Here is a 22,899-nt window from a genome sequence, read left to right as displayed (position 1 = left end):
TCGTTTCCATCGCCCAACCGGGCAAATACAATAGCACTGAGACCTTGTCCTCTGGCTTTCATCCAGATTGATCGCGCGTTGGCACCAGGCCCTCAAGAACCGCATTCTGCTTGATAAACTATTACTACCTGCGCGGCGACCTCGAACGACGCCCGCCCCGTTCCTCTCCCCGGTCCGCAATGGCCCGGAATTCATCTGGACGACAGCCCATCCCTATCGACGGGTTTGGAGCGTGATGGCTGAACTTCGAACCCTCGTCCCGCTCTATCTTCTTGTTTGAGCGTAATTTTATAGGAAAACATCCACTTCTCCGGATCATGCTCGAAAAGCCATCATAGATGACGTCCTATTGCCGATCCGCTCCGAACAAACGAGCGCTTCGGCTCACGCATGCAGGATTGGTGTTCCATCTTCAGCGACCGTCGTGCTGCCGGATTCGCGATCAAGCAGCGCACGGATACCCGCGGTTGGGACGGCATCACTGAATAGGTAGCCTTGTCCTTCTGTGCAACCATTGGCCACCAGAAAGCCCAGCTGGCAGGCGTCTTCGACGCCCTCGGCGGTAGTCGTCAAGCCAAGTCCCTTGGCAAGGCCAAGGATAGCATGAACGATCACCCGGCTTTCGGTACTGTCGTCAAGTTGCGACACGAAGCTGCGGTCTATCTTGATCTTGTCGAGACGAAACGAAAGCAGCTGGCTCAGCGTCGCATAACCTGTTCCGAAATCATCTAGCGCGATGCGGACGCCCGCTTGACGGAGCACGTCAATCACGGTCTTCGCAACCCCGGTCCTTTCCACAAACGCGCTCTCGGTAATTTCAATCTCCAGGCGACGCGGACTGAACCCGGTTTGCCCAAGGATCGATAGAATGCGCTGACCAAGCGCGGGATCACGCAACTGAATCGGTGAAATATTGAAGGCCAGCGTAAAAGTCTCCGGCCACGCAATGGCGTCGGAACAAGCGCGACGAAAAAGCTGATCTCCAAGCGCGTTGATGAGACCCGTTTCTTCTGCAATCGGAATAAACACGTCGGGCGGAATCCGCCCCAATGTCCTGTTTTCCCAACGCGCTAGTGCCTCGAACCCGATAATGCAATTACTTTGGAGCGAAACTAGCGGTTGGTAGTGCGGCTCGATAATATCGGCCGTGATCGCACTGCGAAGCTCCCGCTCGATCTGGATGCGTCGCTCGACATGTATGTCCATCTCTGGTTCGAAAAAGCGGACGCACGACCTGCCATCGCGTTGTGCGCGATAAAGTGCACGTTCTGCGCGCCTGACCAGTTCTTGGAGATTGACGCCGTCAATCGGAGCGATGGCGATGCCAATTCCAACCCCAAGCTCGGCTGCCCCCGTCTCGACCGCGAAAGTATCGGTGGCGGATGCCACAATACGGCGCGCCAGATTGGTGGGAACCTCAAGGGAGCTAATGTCTGGTAGGACGATCCCGAATTCGTCGCCTCCAATCCTCGCCAGGATGCCATCCTTGCGCAAGATGTTGGCGACCCTGTTGGCAAACTCGCATAGCGCCTTGTCCTCCGCTGCGTGGCCATGCGTGTCCTTGATCCTCTTAAAGCCATCAAGCCCAAGCAGCAGAACGGCCACCTGGTGTGTGTCGCGGGCGAGGCCAAGGCACGCAGTAAGAGTCTCATCAAACAGGCGACGGTTTGGCAAGCCGGTCATTGGATCGTGTCGCGCTAGGTCGCGCGTCTCTCCGTCCAAAATGGCTCGCGCTTTCGATTCGCGGGCGAGATCTCGATAGCGACGGACACTAAAAATTGTCAGCGCAACGCACAGGAATAACGCGACGAATATGGTGAATATGATATCGTCGAGTAGCGAATTCGCATAGCTCCGCCCCAGTTGAAACAAAAGAGGGCCAACCTCATAAACATGCAGCAAAATCGAGGCGAGAACGACGGCCCCAAAAAGAGCAACGAAATCCCTTGTGGCAGAACTACGCCAATCAAACCAATCGGCGTGCAATACGCGTGATCGTGGAGTTGAACAACTCATGACAGTCAAACCTTCGCTGAGGCCGGTTGTTCCGGAAAGAGTATTCTTGCAGGTAGTATAAAGATTGGCGTGCTACCAGATGCTGTGTATCGAACATCGAAGTTCGAGCAACGCTTCGCAAGCCACGACGGTAAACGCGCCGTCGGATCGCGATAGTTCTTCCCCGCAGAGTGTTTTCGAATGACCCGGCAACTTCGCCCATCGCTAACGTGGCCAAAGTCACGATTTACGCCCTGAAGGTGCCGCTTCAAGACTTTGAGGGCTCTGGTCTGCGCTTGTGCGTCGCAAGAGCGAACGAATGGGGCCCAAGATGGTCCCGCTTTAGCCGCGCTCCCGCAGCCGACGAGCCACCGAGAAGGCGCCTGCGTCCGCTTATCTGTGTCAGCGCGGCCTAGACGACCTGGAGCAGCTACATGTTGCTTTTTTGAACAACGAAGAATGTGGCGCGCCTGCTCGAGCAGCTTTAACGAACCGTGCCGACTGCGAAGTCGCTGTCCTGCTTGCGACGTTGATCGATAAAGCGGTTCGCAGATCGGGCGCAGCAAGACAAGATCTACGTTTTGTTCGCAGCCACGATGGTGCGAAGGCAGTGCCGGGGCCATGGTCGCGACCCAGGAACCTCTCTCGGTATCGCGATGGTCGACTAACAAGCTACCGGTGTCGTGAACGAGAAGCTTAGAAGTCGGCCGCCGCCAGCTCGCTAACACCAAGCCCGGGGGCGACATCCGCGACCAGTCCACTAGGGTCTTGTCCCAGGGGCTCACCGATCCGGGCCTTGACGGCGTCGATTTGTCGACCTCCGTCGCTTCGCCCCGCCAAAGGAGGCTGCCTGCGATCGTGACAAGAACTGGCAGAATCGGAAAGGCCATCTTGCCTACGCCGTCGCCACTGGTCGTCGACATGAAGATCTTACGCGTCCCGCCAACGCAGAAATCTGAACGCGCGACGGAACGAATGTTGTTTAGCAACGCCGTACCAATCAACGACATGGCAATTCTCGGGAAGCGGCTTACGCGACAATCACACGATTGCGGCCTTCATATTTTGCGCGATAGAGCCGCTGATCGGCGACGTTCAGGAATCCGTCAAGCGTGTCTCCATCGCGCCCGAACTCCGATACCCCAACACTGATCGTGATGCCGATCGACGGTTGGGCTCCGACGTCGAATGCAGCGCCTTCTATGGTCGATCGAAGACGCTCGGCTACCGCGCAAGCCGTATCGAGCGTCGCCCCCGGCAGCAACACCATAAATTCTTCACCGCCCACGCGCGCGACGGAGTCGTAAGGGCGGATCGCCTCGAGACATCTTCGCACGAATGCGCGGAGGACCTCATCGCCGACACTGTGGCCACGTGAGTCATTGATATCCTTGAAATGATCGAGGTCGATTGACAGCAGAGATAATGGAGCACCGCTTCGTTTGGCCCGCGCGATCTCCTCGCCGATATGGTCGATGAAGTGGCGACGATTTCCGACACCAGTCAGTGGGTCGGTGGCGGCGAGGCGTTCCAACCTTTGATTGCTCAGTTGCAATTGCTGTAGCGCCCTTTGGGTGTCAGCCATCGATTCGGCCAGGCGGGCCGTCATTTCTTCCTGGCTATAGATGGTCGAGAATGATTGCGTCGTTCGGAAAGCCCGGACAACGCCATAGCTTAGCAGGAAGAACCCGCCAGCAAAGATCGCGTGGGCGAGCCACCACATGTGATTCCAGGGCGCCGCCAGAATGAATGCCAGCGACGATAGCGCAAACCACGCGACCGAAATGCCGAAAATAAGCATGAGCGGCGAGTGAATCCGTCGCATAAGCATGGCCGCGACGTTCAGGGCGCTGAATACAAGTGCGCCGCCCTCCATGGACAAGCGTACCGCGGGGTGTCCCGCATAGGGGGAGTAGGCGATCAGGGCGACGGCTATGTCCATCGTCAGGAACAAGCCGATCCAGATCAGCCATGCGCGCGGATCCGAACGCTTCTCGACCTCGTCTGACGGCTGGTTGTAACTGAGCAGCCCAACGAAGAGCAGGATCGACATCGCGAGACGCGACGCCGGCCCATAGAGCAGAAACAGCCAAATATTGCGGTGCGCCATCCCGGTGAAGGCGCCGTGCGGCGAATAGATCAGCGCGAAGCCGAGAAAACCCAGCGTCAACCAACGCAACAGAGGTTCGCCTGAAGACTGGTAGCATCGCCACGTGACATAGGTGACGAACAGCCCTTCGAGAGTGGCGACGGCAATCGCGAATTCGTGGAATAGGTGATTTTCGAATTTTAGCGCGGGATCCTGCTGGAAATACAGGTAGGCGATGAGGTGGGCCGGCATCAGGGCGAAGGCGATCAGGAGAAGTCCCATATACGCCTGTGTGACCAGACGGAGTGCGTTGGTCGGTTCGTGTACCGCAAGATTGGTGCTCATGTGCATATACCGCCTCCCATGATGACCAGCGGTCGCTTCATAGACTCTCGAGCGTCTCCGAGGGATACGCTCGCCTAGAGTACCTTCGGTCCCTGCTGCATCTACTCAGATGAAAGAGCCACGCTGCGTCGCGGTCGGCACGCCACTCAACCAGCGGCCCGCGCGATTACCGCTGCACCGGTCTTTTCCTCCGTCTGCTGCACCTGTCGAACTGTCGGCGGGGCCGATAGGATCCGCCTTGTCGTCCAGAAGCGGCCCAGGTCCCGCGACTGGGATCAGCAGGCTCTGGGCTACATTCATGTGATCGAGCTCATCACGTCCTTCCAGTGCCGCTGACAGTCAGCATGTCGTGTGCAGCAGAGGCCGCAGCTGCTGCCGCGAGGTGTTGCAGTCTGCGGGCTGTTCGAAAACGCCCCATCGGAAGACGAGAAAATCATGAGCCGTTCTGAGGGAAGGATTCTGCATATTTCGGTACTCATAAGCCTGCCGCCCGCCGGTAGCGCCGCCGCGACAATCGGTTCGTTACTGGTCGGCTTCGAGCCAACGCGCGTGATGAGCAACACCGTAAGCTCTGCCCCATTTGATTGACGAGTTTCCTGGATTGACGGATTTCGTTAGGCCTCCTTCGTTCGTGTGGAATTGCACGACCGAAGCCGTTAGCATATCTGACCCTGTTGATTTAGCCGCCTGCCAAACCTTGTAGGTTCCTGGCGCAACGAGGTCGGCCGGCAAGCGCTTTAATTGCGACGCTGGCACGCAACTTGCTGCGCTATGATGACATCGCCGAGTTCCATTCCAACCACCACCGGTGATGTAGGGCGGGCTCGCCTCAGGCGGGTCCGCTCGCTCAAAAATGCATGCTGGTGTGTTGCGTAATGGAACCACATGTTCGAGCTGCTGCGGCAGCAACCGCATTTGCGCAGGGCCTTCGCCGCGATGTTGTGAGCGTCTACGAGCATGAAACTCGTGGCTACAGTCGACCTAGCGACTCTGTTCGCGGGAATAACGCGAGCGGATTCGACTACGAGCACAACTGTCACTTCAGCGGCTCGTTACCTAGCGTGCAGTACTATGGAACGGGGGCGCGCTTGCAGCTCGCTCCGAAGCGCCTCGGAGTGTACATCGGCTTCGATTACGACACCGAATCCTACTTTACAGTGAAGATCAGCTGCGGTCGTGCCTGCCTATTCGATTGCCGGGAAGGATCCCACCTTACGTTCACTTTGTGGTCTTGACTAACGGAGAGCAGGAATGAAGACGGGCAAAGTCACCTACTGGAATCGGGAGCGCCATTACGGTTTCATTCGATGTGACGACGGTAGCGCGGATCACTTTGTTCGCGGCAGTGCGTTAAGGGATGCCGATACGGTCTACGTCGGTGATACTGTTCTGTTTGAAATCGCTCGCGACAGACAACGCCATCGCGAGCGCGCCGTGAGCGTCAGTACAGACAAGTCCGCTTCCGGCCACCCCAGTCGGGGCGCGAAAGACAGTGCTTTTGTCGCATCGCACGCGCCAAAGGACATAAAATTCTAGTTTTGGGTGGTACGTAGATTGACCTCGCTGCAAGATGACCCCCAACACGTGGGATCCGGGTCTGCAGTCGTGAACCACTATCGCGCGTGATCAGTGGCCTGCGCGCGAACTTCACCAGGCGCCCGCAGGACGCTCAACCGGAGGTTAAATAATGACAGAAATCAGAGGTATTCCGTTCGATGCGCCCCTTTATCACGGGGACGATGAGCATGACAGCGCGTTTCTTAATTGCCAAGCCGTTCAAGCCATCTTTACAATTGCAAGCGACGTGGGACGCCTATTACCAAAGCAGCTAATTCCTGCCGCAAATCCACCAATCGGGGTTGTAGGTATCGCAAGCTACGGCTCAAGCATCGTCGGACCATATCTGGAGCAATATTCTGGAATCGAAGTTCGTGATCCTGACGGGCAGACCGGCTTCTATATTCCTTACATCTATGTGACGGCGAACGACGCTGCCCTCGCCTCTGGACGCGAGGGGCTCGGAGCTCCCAAAAAGTTTGCACACATCGCCTTGACCCGGGAGGGCGGCTTAGTTCAAGGGACGCTTGAACGTCCGGCAGGCAAGCGTCTGTTGACTATCACTGCTCAACCGGATTCGCGCCTGAGAGCGGCCGCACGGCAGATGTGTTCGGCACACACCAACTTCTATTCGATTCGGCATTTGCCTCCGATAACCCAATCCGGGAAAGGAGCTGCGACACAGCTCGTCAAGTGGTGCACAGACCGAACGTTCCGCCGAGATGAGTCGGGCGAAGAAGTCCTATTCACGGGCCCCATTTCGCTAACTTACGACTCGCCCTCAGTCATCGATCCCGTGCACAATGTGGCCGTTCGCGAGATCATGCTTGGAACGTACGAGGAGTCCGATTCCAGGCTGCAGGTTGTCGATCTTCTTTCGAACGCGTGAACCGCCTCTGCTGAGAGGACGCTTGGACCATTAATAAGCCGATGATGGTAGCTTGAGAGGATGGGAGCTGGGATCGCCTCTTTCCGTTCGGAAGGCAGCTTGCAATCCGGCGACCCCGCTTGAGCTGCGCTTGGCTTGTTGCCTCCGTCTGAACTAATGGCTGGTTCAGCCCATAATGTCGGAAATCTGACGCGACGGCCGACTTGACCGCTGTCACACGTCGGCCGTAGTAGCCAAAGTTCGCATAATAAAAGCTGCCTTCTCCTGGCATGCGCATTGCTCGTATTGGTTTGTCCGACGAGCGCTGGCAGCGCCGTACCAATTAGGAGAAGAGCAGTGGCGATGAGAAGATATCTCACATGGCGGCAGAACTCCGAAGCTGTTCGAGGCTGTACTGGCTCTGGCGGAAGCATCGAGAGGCATCCGAATTGGCCGGCTCAATAGCCGACTAATGGCGGGCTGAAACGAGCGCTCATCTTCAACTACTTCGTCGGAGAGCGTCATGTGCGTTTGTAAATTCGTCTTGCGACGAGCAGAGCCAACTGCGTCTTGATGTCACCGGTCTCGCTGGCTGGGCAGCGGCGATCGCCATCATCTGTCACTCTCGAGAATTTACAATGATTGTCCTTCGGTCCAAGAGCCGCATTTGGCGACTGTTCAAGGGACGCGCGCGGCGCCTCTTTCCGTGGGACAAGGTATTTCATTGACGCCGATCCGCAGCCTCGGGCGAGGACTATGTCATGGGATGTGTGAACGAAAAAGTCATTCTGGTGACTGGCGCAGCGCGAGGGATGGGAGCGGCCCATGCCCGCTTGCTGGTTTCGGAAGGCGCTCGCGTCGTAGTCACCGATCTCCTTGATGTACACGGAGAGGCTCTCGCGTCCGAATTGGGAAATGCCGCGATCTACGTGCACCAGGATGTCAGCGAGCCGAAATCGTGGGCAACGGCGATCGGGGCTGCAGTAAGCACTTTTGGGGCATTACATGGGCTCGTCAACAATGCCGGTATCGCCAGCGTGGCTCCTATCGAGCAGTTCTCGCTCGATCAATGGAATAGGACTCTGGCAGTTAATTTGACCGGCGTATTTCTCGGTATCCAGGCCGCTCTACCGGCAATTCGACGTGCGGGCGGAGGTTCTATCGTCAACGTCTCATCGGTCGAGGGGCTGCGAGGCAGCCCTGGCCTTCATGCTTATGTCGCCTCCAAGTTCGGTGTCCGGGGTGTCACCAAGTCTGCCGCGCTGGAGTGCGCGGCCTCCGGCGTGCGCGTTAACTCGGTTCATCCTGGGCTCGTCACCACGGCGATGAGTGAGAACTTGAATCCTGCGCTTTTTCCAATTCCATTGGGCCGGGCAGCCTATCCGGTGGAAGTGTCTCAGGCGATCGTGTTTCTACTTAGCGACGCGTCCAGTTACATGACCGGTACCGAGATTGTGCTCGATGGCGGCTTGACTATCGGGGTCCCGCATAAAGGCGCGGCGCTGGAGAACATGTTTTCGTGACATTAACCGAGGTGCCGGCCAATCGGAGAACATGTCATGTATTATAGCAGCGGAAACTACGAAGCTTTTGCCCGTCCCCGTAAGCCCGATACTGCAAACAAGAAGACCGCTTGGTTCATCGGTGCGGGCCTGGCGGCGCTTGCCGGAGCGGCCTTCCTCATTCGCGATGGACATATGGCCGGTAAGCGGATCACAATTCTCGAACGGCTGATGCTGCCGGGCGGTGCGCTCGACGGGGCCAAGCAGCGCGAGAAGGGATACGTCATTCGGGGTGGCCGGGAAATGGAGGACCATTTCGAGTGTTTATGGGATCTGTTCAGGTCGATCCCATCCCTGGAAGTGGAAGACGCCAGCGTGCTCGATGAGTTCTATTGGCTGAACAAGGATGATCCGAACTACTCGTTACAACGAGCGACAGTAAATCGAGGGCAAGATGCCCATACCGATGGCCTCTTCAGCCTGACCGGCAATGCGCAAAGAGAGTTGATCGCCATCTTTCTTGCTAACCCTCGAGACTTGGAGAAGAAACGCGTCGATGAAGTCTTCGGGCAGGACCTTCTGAACAGCAGCTTCTGGCTTTACTGGCGCACAATGTTCGCCTTTGAAGAATGGCATTCTGCGCTAGAAATGAAGCTTTACCTCCATCGATTCATCCATCACATTGGCGGGCTCCCGGATTTCAGCGCACTGAAGTTTACCAAGTACAATCAGTTTGAATCACTTGTTCTGCCTCTGTGCAACTGGCTAACCAGGCAGGGTGTCATCTTTAAATTCGGCGTCGAAGTCACCGACGTCGATTTCGAGATCCGGCCTGGATACAAGCAGGCCACGCGCATCAACTACAAAAGAGACGGTGACAGCGGCGGAATTGATGTTTGCGCCGACGATCTCGTCTTCGTGACAATCGGTTCTTTGACGGAGAACTCCGACGTCGGCGACCATCACACGCCCGCCACGCTCATTGAAGGTCCTGCTCCAGCATGGGACCTCTGGCGACGTATCGCGGCAAAGAGCGCGGCGTTCGGCCGGCCTGACGTTTTCGGCGGCAACATCCATGCGACCAAGTGGGAATCTGCGACCATTACGACCTTGGATACGCGCATCCCAGAGTATATTCGTAAGATCGCCAAACGCGATCCATTCAGCGGCAAGGTCGTCACTGGCGGTATCGTTACGGTAAAGGATTCGAGTTGGCTGCTCAGTTGGACGGTGAACCGCCAGCCGCACTTCAAGCATCAGTCAAAGGACCAAATCATCGTCTGGCTCTATTCTCTCTTTGTCAACAAGCTCGGTGATTTCGTAAAGAAGCCGATGCAAGACTGCACAGGTGCGGAAGTTACGCAGGAATGGCTATATCACCTTGGTGTGCCCGTTGCCGAGATACCGCAACTCGCCGAGACCGGCGCAAAAACCGTTCCCGTCATGATGCCCTATGTCACCTCCCTTTTTATGCCCAGGCAAGCGGGCGACCGGCCAGATGTCGTGCCAAAAGGAGCTGCCAATTTCGCGTTCATCGGACAATTTGCCGAGTCAGCCGAGCGAGATTGTGTATTCACAACCGAGTATTCGGTTCGCACCGCGATGGAGGCCGCCTACACCCTTCTCAACATCGAACGCGGGGTGCCGCAGGTCTTCAACTCGACCTACGATGTTCGCCGAATACTTGCCGCTATCGCTCGACTGCGTGACAGCAAGGAAATGCAGATTGAACCAGCGTTCCTCCGCCAGCTATTGCTGGAGGCGGTTGAGTCTCCCGGACTTGGAGGACTGTTTGGGGGTCATCAGGTGATCTCCGATTGCCGAGAGAATTGAGGAAAGGAACGGTCGATTGTCTGGTTCAAGGCAGCGCTGCCGACTGAGCAAGCATGCCTTGAGAACCGGCTCTGGCAAGACGCGACCGAGATGCCATTCCATGAGCTGGTGCTTCGCATCGGGTTGCTTTATCGCGCCAATAGTCGAGCGCGCGTAATGCGAAGGGTCAAGCGCCTACCTTCAGATCCTCTTGTCCGACCCAACGTGAGTAGCGATGCGTCCCGACGAGGGAGGACTCCACGATTAGGCTTAGGACTGGACAACGTCTAGCGAATCGTTACCAAACATTCTCGCTGCTCCATCGGCAGAACGCCGGCAATGTCTGTTTCATTCTCCGAACGCCTGCGGAAGATCACGCCAAGGAAGCTGTATGTAGGATCCAAAGCGCAACTAGCCAACCCTTGGCAAATGATGGCAGGGCGGACCCATGGCAATCGTGGTCGGAGATCAACAGTAAATCGATTCAATGCGCCAGATGAAATGAGCGATATATACTCGGTAGTGAACCGGCGATGTGGAACTCACTGTCGAAGTCGTAACTGCTAAGCTCCCGTTTACGCGAACACTCATCCTGTTGTACTCGCGGCCGTCATGTTCGTACAGGCTGAGATCTTCGTGATCGAGCGCATGCGCGAACACAATCGCCGCGCGAGCCACTCGCGCATTGTTGCTCCATGTTGCCTCGCGTTGACTGGCCGGACCCGCAATGGCCGTGTAAAAAGCCCGAGCCCGCCCTTAGCATCGCCGCCCCTGCAAGCCCGGCGATGCTCACTCCAGCGAAGCAAACTGCGTCCCTAGGCTTCTGCACCTCTTCCTGCTGTCGTAATCTTGTCGAGTTTTTGTTCGCTTTAATGCGCAAATGTTGCAACACGACATCCGCGCATCGCCATGTTGCGCGGGCGCGGGACACAACTTAACGAACCTCTGGCCCGTTTGACCTCAAGCTGTGTGGCACGACGCTTGCTGTGCAGACTTGTAGGTTGTACACCTAATCGTGGAGGTCAGAGTTGGCGTCTATGTAATCGGGTACAGAGCGGCCCCAAACTTCGTGCTTGGAGCATCCGATTAAATGGCCGGTGCTGCGGTGGTGCTCCGCGTAAAAGGCACCCAAAAATCGCTTCGCCCTACGGGACGCCAGCTATATACAGGGGCCACTACGTTCAACTTAAGCGGTGGGAGGTGGTTTCGCAAATTCGGACTCGAAGCGCTCCAGGAGGCGTTGACGAAGCACGGCAGGCCCGAGATCTTCAACCCGGATCAGGGCAGTTCACAGCCTCGACTTGATTGCTGGAAGCGAAGATCGCCATCAGCATGGACGGCAAGGGCGTCTTCGCTTGACTCAGTGATTCTGACCACCGCCTCGGCAATCAACGGCTCTCGATCATCTCTGCGTGTGGCAGAGCTGGCTTCTGATGTCTCAGGAGGAGACCGAAAGCCGCCGCGCTCGAGGACAATCTGAACTCCGTACGCCAACGCCGAGCCGAATTAAGATGGCAGGCAACTAAGGGGGCCGCCTTGTTGCAAACGACCCAAGTAGTCACTTTGAGATCACGGACCAATGGTTGACGTCAAAGCTTTGGCCGCCGGGGGACGAGGTGATCTCAACGCCGTATTGGACGCTGCCGACGGCTATGTCCCCGAAATATCCTTTCGACTTTATCCATTGCAGGATACTCTTGATATCCACGGTCTCGCTGTTGGTCTTGGAGGTACGCAGGAACGAGATAACCTTGTGTTTGTTCCAGCCTTCAAACACGTTCCAAGTCGCTCCGCCCACATTGACGCTTGTGTAGACTGGGATCGCGGCAGTCCCTGACGAATTATACTTGTAAGAAATGGGTTTAACATCGCCGCTTCCGTCGGGATTCCCGGTGTAATTGGTCCAAAGCATTATTTCGTAGGCATTTGAGCTGTCCCAGATATCGTAGGCGAAGTTCCAGCTGCCGCTGGTCGGGACGCTCTGATTGAAGCTTGAACTCAGGTTGTTGATCGCGCTCAGCGGTTTCCCAACATTGAAAGCCTCGTGGGGATAGCTCTTGATGCCGCCGGTATCAGGTTGGTTCGACCACACGCTCCATTGATTGACCGAATGGACCGAGATCGTTTGAGGCCCAGCACCTTGACCATACACGTCGTTGTTCCAGGAATAGCCATTAAGGGAAAAATTGCCGTATTGATCGCTTGAACTCCAGATCGGAGCTTTCGCAGAGGCTGGAAATAACTCAATCATTGCCGCAAAAGGCAGCGCAAGTACTTTTATCTTCGATAACTCAAACATTCTAATCTCCACCTGAGACCTGCCCGCCAGCGAACCAAAAGTAAGCAAAAGTGAGGCCAATCCCAGTGAGGTGGTCCTGGTGGTCTGAGCAGATTTTCCGTGTCGATAAGTAGAGCCTTTGCCAACGCTAGGACGTCCAGCGCTGCGACCCTGGCGTATCGACCGCTGCACGCGCTTGCGATTGACCTGAAGCGCCTCAGCTTTCAGCATCACAGTCGTTCGTCGCGAGCCGAGGAACGACCAGCCGGTGAACAACTCGTCGATCCGCCGCATCAGGGTAAGGTCGTTGTCGCTGCTATAACTTTGAGAGGCTGCGTTGACGCCTGCTCGGGCACGGCTTCCAGCGCGTTCTTTACCTTCAGTGCCGCGTCGATCTCCTGTCGACTAACAGATTGTCTGAGTTGAAATGTCGGCACCTCGACACGGCGCGCCACGACAAAATGCCTTCAGAGGCTGCGAATTCAGTTCGGCACGCGGCTTGCTCCGTCCACAACACTCACCGATAACAGTGCGGTGATCTTCGGGGCGGACTCGTCGCGCGCTAGCGTCTGGCCTGCCCCGACGGTGCGCTGTGCTGCGATAATTTAGGGCGCCGGCTGCGAACCGGGGAGTGTAGGGGCAATCTTTGATGCGATCTGGAGATCTGCTCAGGTAGCCCCAACAATTGCGATTGTCGCAAGCGGTTACAGCCAACGTGGCGCTCCCTGAGCAAGAAGTGAAGCTGCCACCGGCGGTGTGGAACTGGTCCGGAGGCCATATGGGCGGGCACTCGGCGGTGGGTACGGTCGAGCCGTCTTCAGCAATCCGTACGGTCCATCAATCTATGGGGGTGCCGTCGATACCCCATATTCCTCGCAGGTGGCAGATCGGTTACAACTGGCAGACAACAGCCGGGTGTGTAGCGTCGAACTCGATGCAAGTGCTGCCGTCTCCGAAGGCACAAATACTTGCCTCGCCGCCTCCGGCTTTGTTGTGAGCACAAACTGCAAGGCAAGTCCCAACGTCTTTGCCACCGGGACCGGCCGCGCCGGTTATGCTTTGGGCGCGGAGGGCCATAAGCTGGCTTACATGAAGTGCGGCATGGCTTGGAAAAACAATCGGGGTGATTCGGCCGAGGGGGATGTTTGAGATCGACCAAGATCGGCCTATCCGGCTCCACGATGACCAAGTCTATCTCTCGGTACTGACCGCGCTTGTTGGGTTGCCGCATCACTAAATTGGCGAATCCCTTCCATTGGCGTGGAAGAGCAAGGCGGATCTTCGAGACCGACGTTTTCGGTGGGGTCGGACCTTCTGGCCGGAAAAACTTGATGTCCACGGTTGGTCGCGTGCGCATGCTGCGCCCCGGTGGATTAGATCCCGGTCCTGCAGCGCAATCTAATCTTCAATCGCGCGAAACGCGCGCTTCGACAGTCTAGATATGGCGCTGCGCGAAAGGCTTTCGAACACGCCTTCGGTGGCTTTCCAGGCCGTGCTGCACAAATGCTGCCTCGATGTCTCTCCCGCTATTTCTCCCAGGGGGGCGGCGATGGAGGTCTCCGTGCGCAGCGTCAGCTTTCGGTGCAGGCGCAGGGGCCGATGGGCACGCTGGTGGCCAAGGCGACCGAGGCGCGCCACACGATCTGGGCGGAGCGTCTGCCCAAGGACAAAGCCGATCTCTGGGACGCGCTTACCGGTCTGACGGGCGATGAGCAGGCCGCTCTTTGCACACTGCGCCTCGTTCGGTGTCGACGCACTGTAATGGTTGGATTCGGCGGCTACCAATCCAGGTAGGTGCGTGTTCGGTGAAAGCGCTCCGGCGCTCGCGTTGCTTCCGTCGCCAAGATAGCCATTATGGGCGAGGTTTATGTCCCATTTTCCCGTAATGCCAAAGCTAAAGCAGTATCGTGGTTGCAGCGTAAAGCTCCTGTTTAAGAAGTACGAATACAATGCAATGGCGCATAAGGTCGCCGCTTACCTCAACGAGTTTGTGCTAACAAGCCAAACGAAAACCAGCAGTACCTGTTCGCTAAACATGCTCGCAGCAATCCAGAATGAGCAGCATGCGCCTTCCGCGCAGGAGAGCCGCAAGTCCTGCCGAGGGATCGGTCGATCGTGCCGGCAGCCCGAGTGAAGCCGCAGCGACGGCCGGTACAAGCGCGGCATCGCAAGTCTCGCCGAGACTAACGAAGTGGACCTGGCCTGCAAACTCGGCGAGCATGGCATAGCCGACCGAAATGACCGCCGTCGTCTTGCCGATGCCGCCCGGGCCGACGACGGTGACGAAACGCTGACCCCTCAGTCGTTCGGATATCTCCCGGATGGTTTGCTCGCGCCCCACCATCTGCCGGGGATGTGCCGGCAGGTTGTGGACGTAAGGGGGACTGGACGGCTCCGGCTGTGCCTGGTCGGTCCTGGAAATTGACCCGACGAAGCAATAGCCTTGGCCGGAGACGGTGGTCAGATATCGGACCCCGGCGTTGCCGTCTCCGAGCGCCTTGCGAAGCGCTGCGATGTGAACACGCAGGCTGTTCTCGTCGGCGCTGGAATCGGGCCATGCACTGGCCATCAGATCGCTTTTGCTGACGACCGTTCCTGCGCGCCGGATCAGCGTGAGCAGGATGTCGAGGGCCCGAGCCGACAGCTGGACCTGCTCGCCATTCCTCTCGATCCGCCGCTGCTCGGCGTCGAGGCGAAACGGGCCGAAGACGAAAATCTCCCGAGCAGCCCCCTCTTGGACAGAGGAGCCGGCAGCGGCCATGCAATTTATGCTTTGCCAGCGGGAGGCCATTCTAGGGATTTCAACCCGACAAACGACTCGCATTCCAGAACTTGGGAGTCCACCAGGACTTATGGACGTCGTGGCAGGTTCGAAACTAACATCGGGGTCATATCGAGGTAAAGAATGGCCGCCATACGGCGCATGTCACGTTCGCCTCTGGCGCTTTCGCACTTTCAGCCTTTGATGCGGCGATATGTCACTCAACGGCGTCCGGTCCTAGCCGATGATCACCGGCGAGAGCACGTCCTCCAGCCCGATCCGGCGCAGCATTTCGGCGCGCGCGCGGTCGGCGACCGCAGCGACGGCCGCCGCACCATCGTCATCGGGTCCGATATGGACCCTCAACGGCCGCTGTCCGAACGGCATGCTCACGACGTCGGCGACGGCCTTCGCGACGTCTTGCTCGGCACGGTCTCTGGGCGAAAGCTGCGCCAATCCTGCGAGCGCGGTCTCGGTCACATCGGCGGTCGGTCCGTCGGCATATTCCTCGGCGCGAACGGTGTCCGTCGGCCGGCCGGAGCGGACGTAGTGGCCGGGCCCGAGAGCGCTGGGGACGACGATACTCGTCTCGATCCCCCATCGCGCGAGTTCGCCGGCATAGCCGAGCGCGAGCGCATCCATCGCCGCCTTCGACGACGCATAGGCACCGAGGAAAGGCACCGACCCGCCACGTGCGCAACTCGACGTGATCCATATCAGCAGGCCTTGGCCTTGCTTGCGCAATTGCGGCAATGCCGCCCGATTGAGGCGTTGCGCGCTCAGCACGTTGATATCGTAGAGTTCGGCGAGTTGCTCCGGCGTGAAGGCTTCCGTCGGCCCATAGAGGACCTGTCTCGCATTGTGCACGATCACGTCGAGGCGATCGTGCTCGGCGACGATGGCTTCGATGGCCGCGTTCACGGAGGCTTCCGAGGAGACATCGAACTCGATGGCGCGAAGCTCAGCGGCCTTTCGGGCCTTGCCGAGGCCATGTGCGCGTTGGTCGCCCGCTTCCCGCATCGAAACGTAGACCGTGTGTCCCGCCTGCGCCAGTTCCTCGCAGGTGTTTCGGCCGATATTGTTTGCGGCTCCCGTGACGACGATCACTTTGCTCATTGAATCCCCAATCGCATTGCAGCCTTCGCGAAGATTGACAGCACAGCCGCGACGCGACCGTCGCCAGGCGAGCGTTGCGACCGATGCGCGAAGAACATCTGACTTAGGGCCAGGCGCGGGGCCGGTCTTTCGCGCGTTACGGGCAATTTTCATAAAGCACGAAATATTTCCAGAACGCCCGAACGAGGGTGGAGGGTGTCCTGCTCGACTGCGCCAACAGAACCAGACGTGCCTTCGCGAAATTGGCGTTGAGTTTGAGAAGATCGGGGCCGCAGCACACAGCTAGAACACCTTCTCGTTACTCGACAATGCGGCGGTGCCGCTCCGATCGCCCCGGGGCGGTTTGCGGCTCGCAAGGAGACTGAATGAATCTGCCAGGCAAACTACCGCGGTCGAGCCTCGGACCGCTCGTTTTGATTGCGGCGATCGTGGGCGGTGGCGCAGCGGCGTTCGCGTACACTGCAGGATGGCTCTCTCCCGGACGCCTGACGCCGGAACGGATGATCGAGGCGCTGACGCCCCCAAGTGGACCGCCGCTTGGCCGCCGCCGTAATCACGCCAAGGGGATCTGCTTCACCGGCACGTTCGAGGCCAACGGAAACGGCGTGGAACTCTCCCGGGCCAAGGTCTTCATGCAAGGGCGATATCCGGCTCTGGGCCGTTTCAATCTCGGCACGCCCAATCCGAACGCGGTGGATGCGACCGTGCGCGTGCGCGGCCTCGGTCTTCAGGTCACGGCAGATGGCGAAGTCTGGCGGATGGCGATGATCAACCCGCCATTTTTCGCGGTCTCGACGCCCCAAGCCTTTCACGACCTGCTGATCGCGTCCGGCAAGAAGGATCCGGACGCGATGAAGACGTTCATTCAGGCAAATCCGGAGTTCGGCCATTTTGCAGCCTGGGCCAAGACGGCGCCATGGACCGGCAGCTATGCGGAAGAGGCTTATCATGGCCTCAACAGCTTCATTTTCACGGACGCGAAGGGCGGCGATCACGCGGTGCGATGGTCGCTGCTGCCCGCAGCACAACCCGTCCCGATCTCGCAAGCTGACCTCGAAAAGCGCGGCCCGGATTATCTCGAGCAGGAGATCGCGGAGCGTGTCCGGACAACCGGTCCGCTGCGATGGACCATGGTCACGATTGTTGCCGATCCCGGTGATCCGACTGCAGACCCGAGCAAAGCCTGGCCGGAGACCCGCCGCAAGGTGGAGGTCGGAACGCTGATCGTGCAACGGATCGAACCGGAGCGCGATGGACCATGCCGCGACATCAACTTCGATCCGACCGTCCTGCCCGAGGGAATCCGGGTGTCCGACGATCCGTTCCCGGCCGCGCGCTCATCGGTGTACCGCAAGTCCTTCGATCTGCGTGCCGCCGAGGCCAAGGACTATCCGCGCACGGGAGCCGCAAAGCCATGACCGACGTTCCTCACCGTTTCACGCTGGCCCAGCGGCTCCTGCACTGGCTGATGGCGGCCTGCATTCTCGCCATGCTCTTCATCGGCGCCGGCATGGTCTCGACCGTCGCGCCAAAATATCTCCCGCTGATCCTGATCCACAAGACGCTCGGCGTCATCTTGCTGGCTCTCGTTCTGATCAGGCTGGCGCTCCGGCTGTATTACGGCGCACCATCATTGCCGGATGATCTTCCGAGAGCCATGAAATTGGGTGCAAGATCGTCGCATCTTCTGCTGTATGGGTTCATGATCATCATGCCGTTGCTCGGCCTCGGCATGCTCTGGGCAGCGTCCTACCCGGTCGTTCTCTATGGCGGCGTCGAAATTCCTGCGCTGCTGCCGCAGAGCGACCGCGGGCACACGCTGCTCTGGAACGCCCATGTCTATCTGGGCTTCGCATTCTTCGCTCTCGTGTTGCTGCATCTCGCGGCGGGGCTGTTCCATGCATGGGTTCGGCGCGACGGCGTGTTCGAGACGATATCGCTTGCGCGCGTACGAAACAGAACCACAACCGGCAAATGACCTCTCGGGTCGCGCCGCGACCAAAATTTTCCAACCTCCAAGTAAGGATGCCAACGATGACAAAAGCAGAGCTCCAGACGCCGACCGATCTCGGCGCCAATGCGAACCGGGACGTTCCAGCCGCGCTGAGAGCGTTGCTCGCCGACGTCTTCGCACTTTATCTGAAGACAAAGAACTTCCACTGGCACGTATCCGGCCGCCACTTTCGCGATTACCACCTGCTGCTCGACGAGCAGGCCGGGCAGATCTTCGCGATGACCGACGACATCGCCGAACGGGCCCGCAAGATCGGCGGCACTACCCTGCGCTCGATCGGCCACATCGCCCGCGAGCAGCGCATTCTCGACAACGACGCCGACTATGTCGATCCGCAGGACATGCTCGCCGAGCTGCGCAGCGACAACCAGCAGCTGACGCGGGAGATGCGCCGGGTTCACGAGCTCTGCGACGAATACGCCGACGTCGCCACCGCAAGCCTCCTGGAAAACTGGATCGACGAGACGGAGCGGCGAATCTGGTTCCTGTACGAGACCGGCCGCACCGGTCCGAAGTCGTAAGCGCAAGATATGCCGTTCGGCCGGGAAGCGGGTGAAGGATGAACAGCCTCTCGGAACTCCCGCCGGATGGCAGCACGAAGGCGGAGCGCCTGTTGCTGCGCGAGCTCGCGTCTCGGATCGATGACGAGCTCGCTTCGGCGATCGACCTGGTTTCGAAAGCCACCGATCGTTGCGACGCTGCGGACGCGAGGATAACCCTCGCTTCCGTGCGGGACAGGCTGGCAAACCACGCGCGGCTTCACCACGCGCTGCAAATGCCCGAGTTCACCACGATCGTCGATCTGGCGGCCTATCTCCGGCTCTTGTGCCGGTCGATCAGCCGCGCAAGCCTCGAAAGCGAGGGAATCACGCTTTCGCTTCTGTTGCACCCGCTGAAGGTGAACTCCGAGCAGTGCTGGCTGCTGGGCGTGATCGTCTTCGAGCTTATCACGGGTCTTGCGCGCTGCCTGTCCCGCAGCGGCACGGGTATAATTCATCTCGAAATGTGGGGGACCGCGACGTCGATCGTCTGCTGTATGACCGACGGCGGCACGTCCGGCGAAGACTGGTACCGCGGAGAAACCCGCGATCTCGTCGAGATGCTCGCCGCGCGTCTCCAGGGAACGATCGACATCTGCGCCGATTCCGATGGCCGCAGAATCATGGTGAGCGTTCCGCGTTAGCCTGGACGTTATCGGTACCAACGGCGTTTCCAATCGTGCAGATGAAACAATATCGCGGCGTCTTCGAAAGATGGCGAGCGGAGGCTCTCGATAGGCTTGATCCAATTCATGACCGGCGACCGAAAAGAGGGGCAAGCCATGAGAGATGTGTCGAATGCGAAGGCCTCGCCACGAAGGACCATCCATGCGATCACCACGTCCCGTTGGGCTGCCCAGCCGGCGACGGTGTGAGGCATGATGACGGCTTCGACGTTCACCCGGCATCGAGAGATTGCCTGGCGCGGCGGTCAAACGCGGTCGACCTCGCGCCTGATCGCCGAAGAGATCGCGATTGCGCTCACCTATAACGGATCGGCCCATGCGATAATGATGGGCACTCCGAGCGATCTCGAGGATTTCGGTATCGGCTTCAGCCTCACCGAGGCCATCGTCGAGCGCATGAGCGAGATCAGCAGCATCGAGCTGGTCCCGAACGAGCTGGGTGTCGAGGTTCGGATGTGGCTCGAGGGCGACCGCGCGGCGTCCCTGGCGGCCCGGCGCCGCGCCATTAGCGGACCCGTCGGATGCGGGCTGTGCGGCATCGAGAGCCTCGAACAGGCGTGCCGCGCACCGTCGCAGGTCGCCGGCCGCAGCACCGCCTTTCACGCACGGGACTTGCTCGGCGCCATGCAGGCGCTGTCGCCGCTCCAGGTCCTGAACCAGCAGACGCGGTCCGTCCATGCGGCCGCATTCTGGCATCCCCGCATCGGCATCGGTCCTGTACGGGAGGATGTCGGCCGTCACAACGCGCTCGACAAGCTCGCGGGTGCGATGGCCCTCGAGGGACGATCGGCGGAGGATGGCGTCGTGCTGCTGACCAGTCGCGTATCGGTCGAGATGGTACAGAAGGCGGCGATGATCGGCGCACCGGTCCTCGTGGCCATGTCTGCTCCGACTGCACTCGCCATCCGGACCGCGGAGGAGGCGGGAATCACCCTGCTCGCGATCGCCCGCGATGACGGATACGGCGTATTCACGCACACCCGCCGCGTTCTGCTGCCCGAAGACGCCGCACCGCGCGCTGACGCCTGACCTTACGGCTGCGCGACATGGCGATGCACGCCCTATCTTCAGGGTCCGCCACCGAGATGCGGACCGGCGTCGATGCTCCCGAGCGATCGCTGCTCGTCGCCTGTCTCCTGACCCTGTCGGGTGGCTTTCTCGACGTCTTTACCTGGCTTTCGCTCGGCGGCGTGTTTGCAAGCTCGCAAACCGGCAATGTCGCCTTCCTCGGCATCGACGCCATGTCAGGACAGTGGCGGCAGGCGGTCCACCATCTCCTTCCGATCGTCGCGTTTCTGCTCGGTGCCTCGCTGGCGATTCGCATCCGGTCGCCGCTACGCTGCCTCGTCGGAGAGATCGTCTGCCTTACGGTCGTGATGCTGCTGCTCCATCGAATCCCGGAGATGATCGCCATACCCGCGATCTCCTTCGGCATAGCGCTGCGGTCGGCCAGTTTCAGGCAGGTCGAGCGCTGGCAATTTCTCACCGTCACCGTCACGGGCAACATGCTCCGCGCCATCGACCAATCCGTTGCGGGGTCAGATCGTGGCGCCGCGCGCGGCACCTGGATCATGTTTCTGCTCTGCCTGATGTTCTTGATGGGAGCTGCCCTCGGCTGTTGCGCAACGAAGTGGATGGGCGCGTGGGCCATTGCGCTGCCGATCACATCGTCGGCGTGCGTGCTCTGGCTGTGCCGCCGGCTGCGCCGAAGCTGAGCTGTTCGCTCAAGATCATCGGCGCGCAATGCGAGTTCGTGCGCTGAGCCTCGAAGCGTCCACCATGCCATTCGAGAAAATGGCGTTCGTTCACGGAAGCAGGCGAGCGGCGCGCTCCGTAGTCTCCTGAGCAGAGCCGGAAGGCCATTGCAACGTCAACTGCAACGAGAGGCAAGGATGAACGACCTCCGCAAAGAGACAGACAGTCTTGGTGAAGTCGAAGTTCCTGCGGACAGGCTCTGGGGTGCGCAGACCCAGCGTTCGCTCGAACACTTCAGCATCGGCAAGGACCTGATGCCGCGCGAAATGATCCAGTCCTATGCGATCCTGAAGAAAGCAGCGGCGAATGCCAATTGCACCGGCGGCCGTCTCGACGGCAAGCTCCACAAGTTGATCGTCCACGTCTGCGACGAGATCCTCGCGGGTCAGCATCACGACATGTTTCCGCTTCACGTCTGGATGACGGGCAGCGGAACTCAGTTCAACATGAACGTGAACGAGGTGATCTCGAACCGCTGTTGCCAGCTTGCCGGCACGCCGCTCGGGAGCAAGCGTCCGGTTCATCCGAACGATCACGTCAACATGTCGCAATCGTCGAACGACAGTTTTCCGTCGGCGATGTACATCGCGGCTGCCATGAACGTGACCCAGCGTCTCGTGCCGGCCCTCGCGGCGTTGCATGACGCGATCGCGGCGAAATCGAGCCAGTGGGGAGATATCGTCAAGATCGGCCGGACCCACATGCAGGATGCGACACCGCTGACGTTGGGGCAGGAATGGTCCGGCTATGCCGGCATGCTCGCCGACGATCTGGCGCGCATCGACGACGCGCTCAAGGGCGTACTCAGCCTCGCGCTGGGCGGCACGGCCGTCGGCACCGGAATCAATTCGGCACCGGGCTTCGCCGAAGCCGCTGCTGCCGAGATCGCGCGGCTGACAGGGCTGCCATTCGTCAGCGCGCCGAACAAGTTCGCCGTGCAGGGCGCACATGATGCGTTGGTGCAGCTCTCCGGCACGCTCCGTACGCTCGGCGGATCGCTCTACAAGATCGCCAACGACATCCGCCTGATGTCCTGCGGTCCTCGCGCGGGTTTTGCCGAGCTGCTGATACCGGAGAACGAGCCCGGCTCCTCGATCATGCCGGGCAAAGTCAATCCGACGCAGGCCGAAGCGCTGACGATGATCGCCGTGCAGGTGATGGCGAACGACGTTGCTGTCGGGTTCGGCGGTGCCGGCGGCTATCTCGAGATGAATGTCTACAAGCCACTGATCATCCACAACATCACGCAGTCCGTCACCATCCTCACCGACGGCTGCACGAACTTCCGCAAGTTCCTGGTCGAAGGCACCGAGCCGAATCGCAAGAGGATCAAGGAGTATGTCGAGAGGTCGCTGATGCTCGTGACCGCGCTGGCTCCGGTGATCGGCTACGACAAGGCGTCGAGGATCGCACATTACGCCATGGACAACGATCTCACGCTGAAGTCGGCGGCGCTCGAGCTCGGTTTCGTAACCGCGGCGGAGTTCGACCGCATCGTGGATCCCGCCAAGATGGTCAAACCCTATGTGGCCGCGATCGAGGCGCCACACGCAATCGGCGCAAAGGCCGGCTGAAAGGAGAG

General features: G+C 59.2%; 17 protein-coding genes and 1 pseudogene. 12 read left to right on the top strand and 6 right to left on the bottom strand.

The window, feature by feature from the left end:
- Window positions 1-384 precede the first annotated feature (384 nt).
- On the bottom strand, window positions 385-1,986 hold the full coding sequence (locus SE91_RS25840; protein WP_061849618.1) for a putative bifunctional diguanylate cyclase/phosphodiesterase: 1,602 nt from the start codon (window positions 1,984-1,986) through the stop codon (window positions 385-387).
- A 1,039-nt stretch (window positions 1,987-3,025) separates the two neighbouring features.
- The gene (locus SE91_RS25835) at window positions 3,026-4,429 is read right to left on the bottom strand and encodes a GGDEF domain-containing protein (protein ID WP_061851316.1); all 1,404 of its coding nucleotides are present in this window, start codon (window positions 4,427-4,429) and stop codon (window positions 3,026-3,028) included.
- Between the two features lie 1,251 nt (window positions 4,430-5,680).
- Between SE91_RS25835 and SE91_RS35550 the strand changes: the two genes are divergently transcribed.
- From SE91_RS35550 to SE91_RS36515, 5 genes and pseudogenes are all read left to right on the top strand, one after another.
- Window positions 5,681-5,965 carry a cold-shock protein gene (locus SE91_RS35550; protein WP_082813805.1) on the top strand — a complete coding sequence of 95 codons (285 nt, stop codon included), beginning with the start codon at window positions 5,681-5,683 and terminating at the stop codon, window positions 5,963-5,965.
- 151 nt (window positions 5,966-6,116) lie between these two features.
- Entirely contained in the window at window positions 6,117-6,875 is a 759-nt protein-coding gene (locus tag SE91_RS25830; protein WP_061849617.1) for an acetoacetate decarboxylase family protein, read from the top strand.
- Between the two features lie 740 nt (window positions 6,876-7,615).
- Window positions 7,616-8,377, top strand: coding sequence for a glucose 1-dehydrogenase (locus tag SE91_RS25825; RefSeq protein WP_061849616.1), 762 nt, complete (start codon window positions 7,616-7,618; stop codon window positions 8,375-8,377).
- Window positions 8,378-8,413: 36 nt separating this feature from the next.
- A complete protein-coding gene (locus SE91_RS25820) occupies window positions 8,414-10,189 on the top strand; it encodes an oleate hydratase (protein ID WP_061849615.1) in 1,776 nt (591 codons plus the stop codon).
- A 1,192-nt stretch (window positions 10,190-11,381) separates the two neighbouring features.
- Window positions 11,382-11,521, top strand: a pseudogene (locus tag SE91_RS36515) (IS3 family transposase); the annotation flags it as partial.
- 205 nt (window positions 11,522-11,726) lie between these two features.
- On the opposite strand, the gene SE91_RS25815 reads toward SE91_RS36515, so the two are convergent.
- The 4 genes from SE91_RS25815 to SE91_RS25800 form a co-directional block, all read right to left on the bottom strand.
- Window positions 11,727-12,740: an IS3 family transposase gene (locus tag SE91_RS25815; RefSeq protein ID WP_082813804.1), complete on the bottom strand. Its 1,014-nt coding sequence runs from the start codon at window positions 12,738-12,740 to the stop codon at window positions 11,727-11,729.
- Window positions 12,741-13,844: 1,104 nt separating this feature from the next.
- Window positions 13,845-14,396: a hypothetical protein gene (locus SE91_RS36510; RefSeq protein WP_156489786.1), complete on the bottom strand. Its 552-nt coding sequence runs from the start codon at window positions 14,394-14,396 to the stop codon at window positions 13,845-13,847.
- A 79-nt stretch (window positions 14,397-14,475) separates the two neighbouring features.
- Window positions 14,476-15,207 (bottom strand): winged helix-turn-helix domain-containing protein, encoded by a 732-nt coding sequence (locus tag SE91_RS25805; protein ID WP_061849613.1) that lies wholly within the window; start codon window positions 15,205-15,207, stop codon window positions 14,476-14,478.
- A 237-nt stretch (window positions 15,208-15,444) separates the two neighbouring features.
- Window positions 15,445-16,323, bottom strand: coding sequence for an SDR family NAD(P)-dependent oxidoreductase (locus SE91_RS25800; RefSeq protein WP_061849612.1), 879 nt, complete (start codon window positions 16,321-16,323; stop codon window positions 15,445-15,447).
- Between the two features lie 365 nt (window positions 16,324-16,688).
- On the opposite strand from SE91_RS25800, the gene SE91_RS25795 reads away from it, so the two are divergent.
- From SE91_RS25795 to fumC, 7 genes are all read left to right on the top strand, one after another.
- On the top strand, window positions 16,689-17,741 hold the full coding sequence (locus tag SE91_RS25795) for a catalase family peroxidase (protein ID WP_061849611.1): 1,053 nt from the start codon (window positions 16,689-16,691) through the stop codon (window positions 17,739-17,741).
- The gene (locus SE91_RS25790) at window positions 17,738-18,301 is read left to right on the top strand and encodes a cytochrome b (RefSeq protein ID WP_061849610.1); all 564 of its coding nucleotides are present in this window, start codon (window positions 17,738-17,740) and stop codon (window positions 18,299-18,301) included. The genes SE91_RS25795 and SE91_RS25790 overlap by 4 nt, the downstream gene beginning before the upstream one ends.
- Before the next feature lie 56 nt (window positions 18,302-18,357).
- Entirely contained in the window at window positions 18,358-18,858 is a 501-nt protein-coding gene (locus SE91_RS25785; RefSeq protein ID WP_061849609.1) for a Dps family protein, read from the top strand.
- Window positions 18,859-18,896: 38 nt separating this feature from the next.
- Window positions 18,897-19,520, top strand: a complete 624-nt coding sequence (locus tag SE91_RS25780; protein ID WP_061849608.1) for a sensor histidine kinase family protein — start codon at window positions 18,897-18,899, stop codon at window positions 19,518-19,520.
- Between the two features lie 234 nt (window positions 19,521-19,754).
- Window positions 19,755-20,591 carry a formate dehydrogenase accessory sulfurtransferase FdhD gene (gene fdhD / locus SE91_RS25770; RefSeq protein ID WP_061849606.1) on the top strand — a complete coding sequence of 279 codons (837 nt, stop codon included), beginning with the start codon at window positions 19,755-19,757 and terminating at the stop codon, window positions 20,589-20,591.
- A gap of 17 nt (window positions 20,592-20,608) precedes the next feature.
- Entirely contained in the window at window positions 20,609-21,277 is a 669-nt protein-coding gene (locus SE91_RS25765; protein WP_061849605.1) for a YoaK family protein, read from the top strand.
- A gap of 177 nt (window positions 21,278-21,454) precedes the next feature.
- Window positions 21,455-22,891, top strand: coding sequence for a class II fumarate hydratase (gene fumC / locus SE91_RS25760; RefSeq protein WP_061849604.1), 1,437 nt, complete (start codon window positions 21,455-21,457; stop codon window positions 22,889-22,891).
- Window positions 22,892-22,899 lie beyond the last annotated feature (8 nt).

It is taken from the genome of Bradyrhizobium sp. DOA1 (genome assembly GCF_001593325.1).
Lineage (GTDB): Bacteria > Pseudomonadota > Alphaproteobacteria > Rhizobiales > Xanthobacteraceae > Bradyrhizobium.
The sequence above is the reverse complement of the archived record's forward strand: the minus strand, read 5'-3'. Positions and strand labels throughout refer to the sequence as shown.

What these genes read in the sequence shown, in the direction of transcription:
- SE91_RS25800 (WP_061849612.1), bottom strand. Translation starts at nt 16,323, where the DNA reads ATGAGCAAAGTGATCGTCGTCACGGGAGCCGCAAACAATATCGGCCGA.
- SE91_RS25835 (WP_061851316.1), bottom strand. Translation starts at nt 4,429, where the DNA reads ATGAGCACCAATCTTGCGGTACACGAACCGACCAACGCACTCCGTCTG.
- SE91_RS25815 (WP_082813804.1), bottom strand. Translation starts at nt 12,740, where the DNA reads ATGCGGCGGATCGACGAGTTGTTCACCGGCTGGTCGTTCCTCGGCTCG.
- SE91_RS25785 (WP_061849609.1), top strand. Translation starts at nt 18,358, where the DNA reads ATGACAAAAGCAGAGCTCCAGACGCCGACCGATCTCGGCGCCAATGCG.
- SE91_RS35550 (WP_082813805.1), top strand. Translation starts at nt 5,681, where the DNA reads ATGAAGACGGGCAAAGTCACCTACTGGAATCGGGAGCGCCATTACGGT.
- fdhD (WP_061849606.1), top strand. Translation starts at nt 19,755, where the DNA reads ATGATGACGGCTTCGACGTTCACCCGGCATCGAGAGATTGCCTGGCGC.
- SE91_RS25825 (WP_061849616.1), top strand. Translation starts at nt 7,616, where the DNA reads ATGGGATGTGTGAACGAAAAAGTCATTCTGGTGACTGGCGCAGCGCGA.
- fumC (WP_061849604.1), top strand. Translation starts at nt 21,455, where the DNA reads ATGAACGACCTCCGCAAAGAGACAGACAGTCTTGGTGAAGTCGAAGTT.
- SE91_RS25790 (WP_061849610.1), top strand. Translation starts at nt 17,738, where the DNA reads ATGACCGACGTTCCTCACCGTTTCACGCTGGCCCAGCGGCTCCTGCAC.
- SE91_RS25765 (WP_061849605.1), top strand. Translation starts at nt 20,609, where the DNA reads ATGGCGATGCACGCCCTATCTTCAGGGTCCGCCACCGAGATGCGGACC.
- SE91_RS25795 (WP_061849611.1), top strand. Translation starts at nt 16,689, where the DNA reads ATGAATCTGCCAGGCAAACTACCGCGGTCGAGCCTCGGACCGCTCGTT.
- SE91_RS25805 (WP_061849613.1), bottom strand. Translation starts at nt 15,207, where the DNA reads ATGGCCGCTGCCGGCTCCTCTGTCCAAGAGGGGGCTGCTCGGGAGATT.
- SE91_RS25830 (WP_061849617.1), top strand. Translation starts at nt 6,117, where the DNA reads ATGACAGAAATCAGAGGTATTCCGTTCGATGCGCCCCTTTATCACGGG.
- SE91_RS25780 (WP_061849608.1), top strand. Translation starts at nt 18,897, where the DNA reads ATGAACAGCCTCTCGGAACTCCCGCCGGATGGCAGCACGAAGGCGGAG.
- SE91_RS25820 (WP_061849615.1), top strand. Translation starts at nt 8,414, where the DNA reads ATGTATTATAGCAGCGGAAACTACGAAGCTTTTGCCCGTCCCCGTAAG.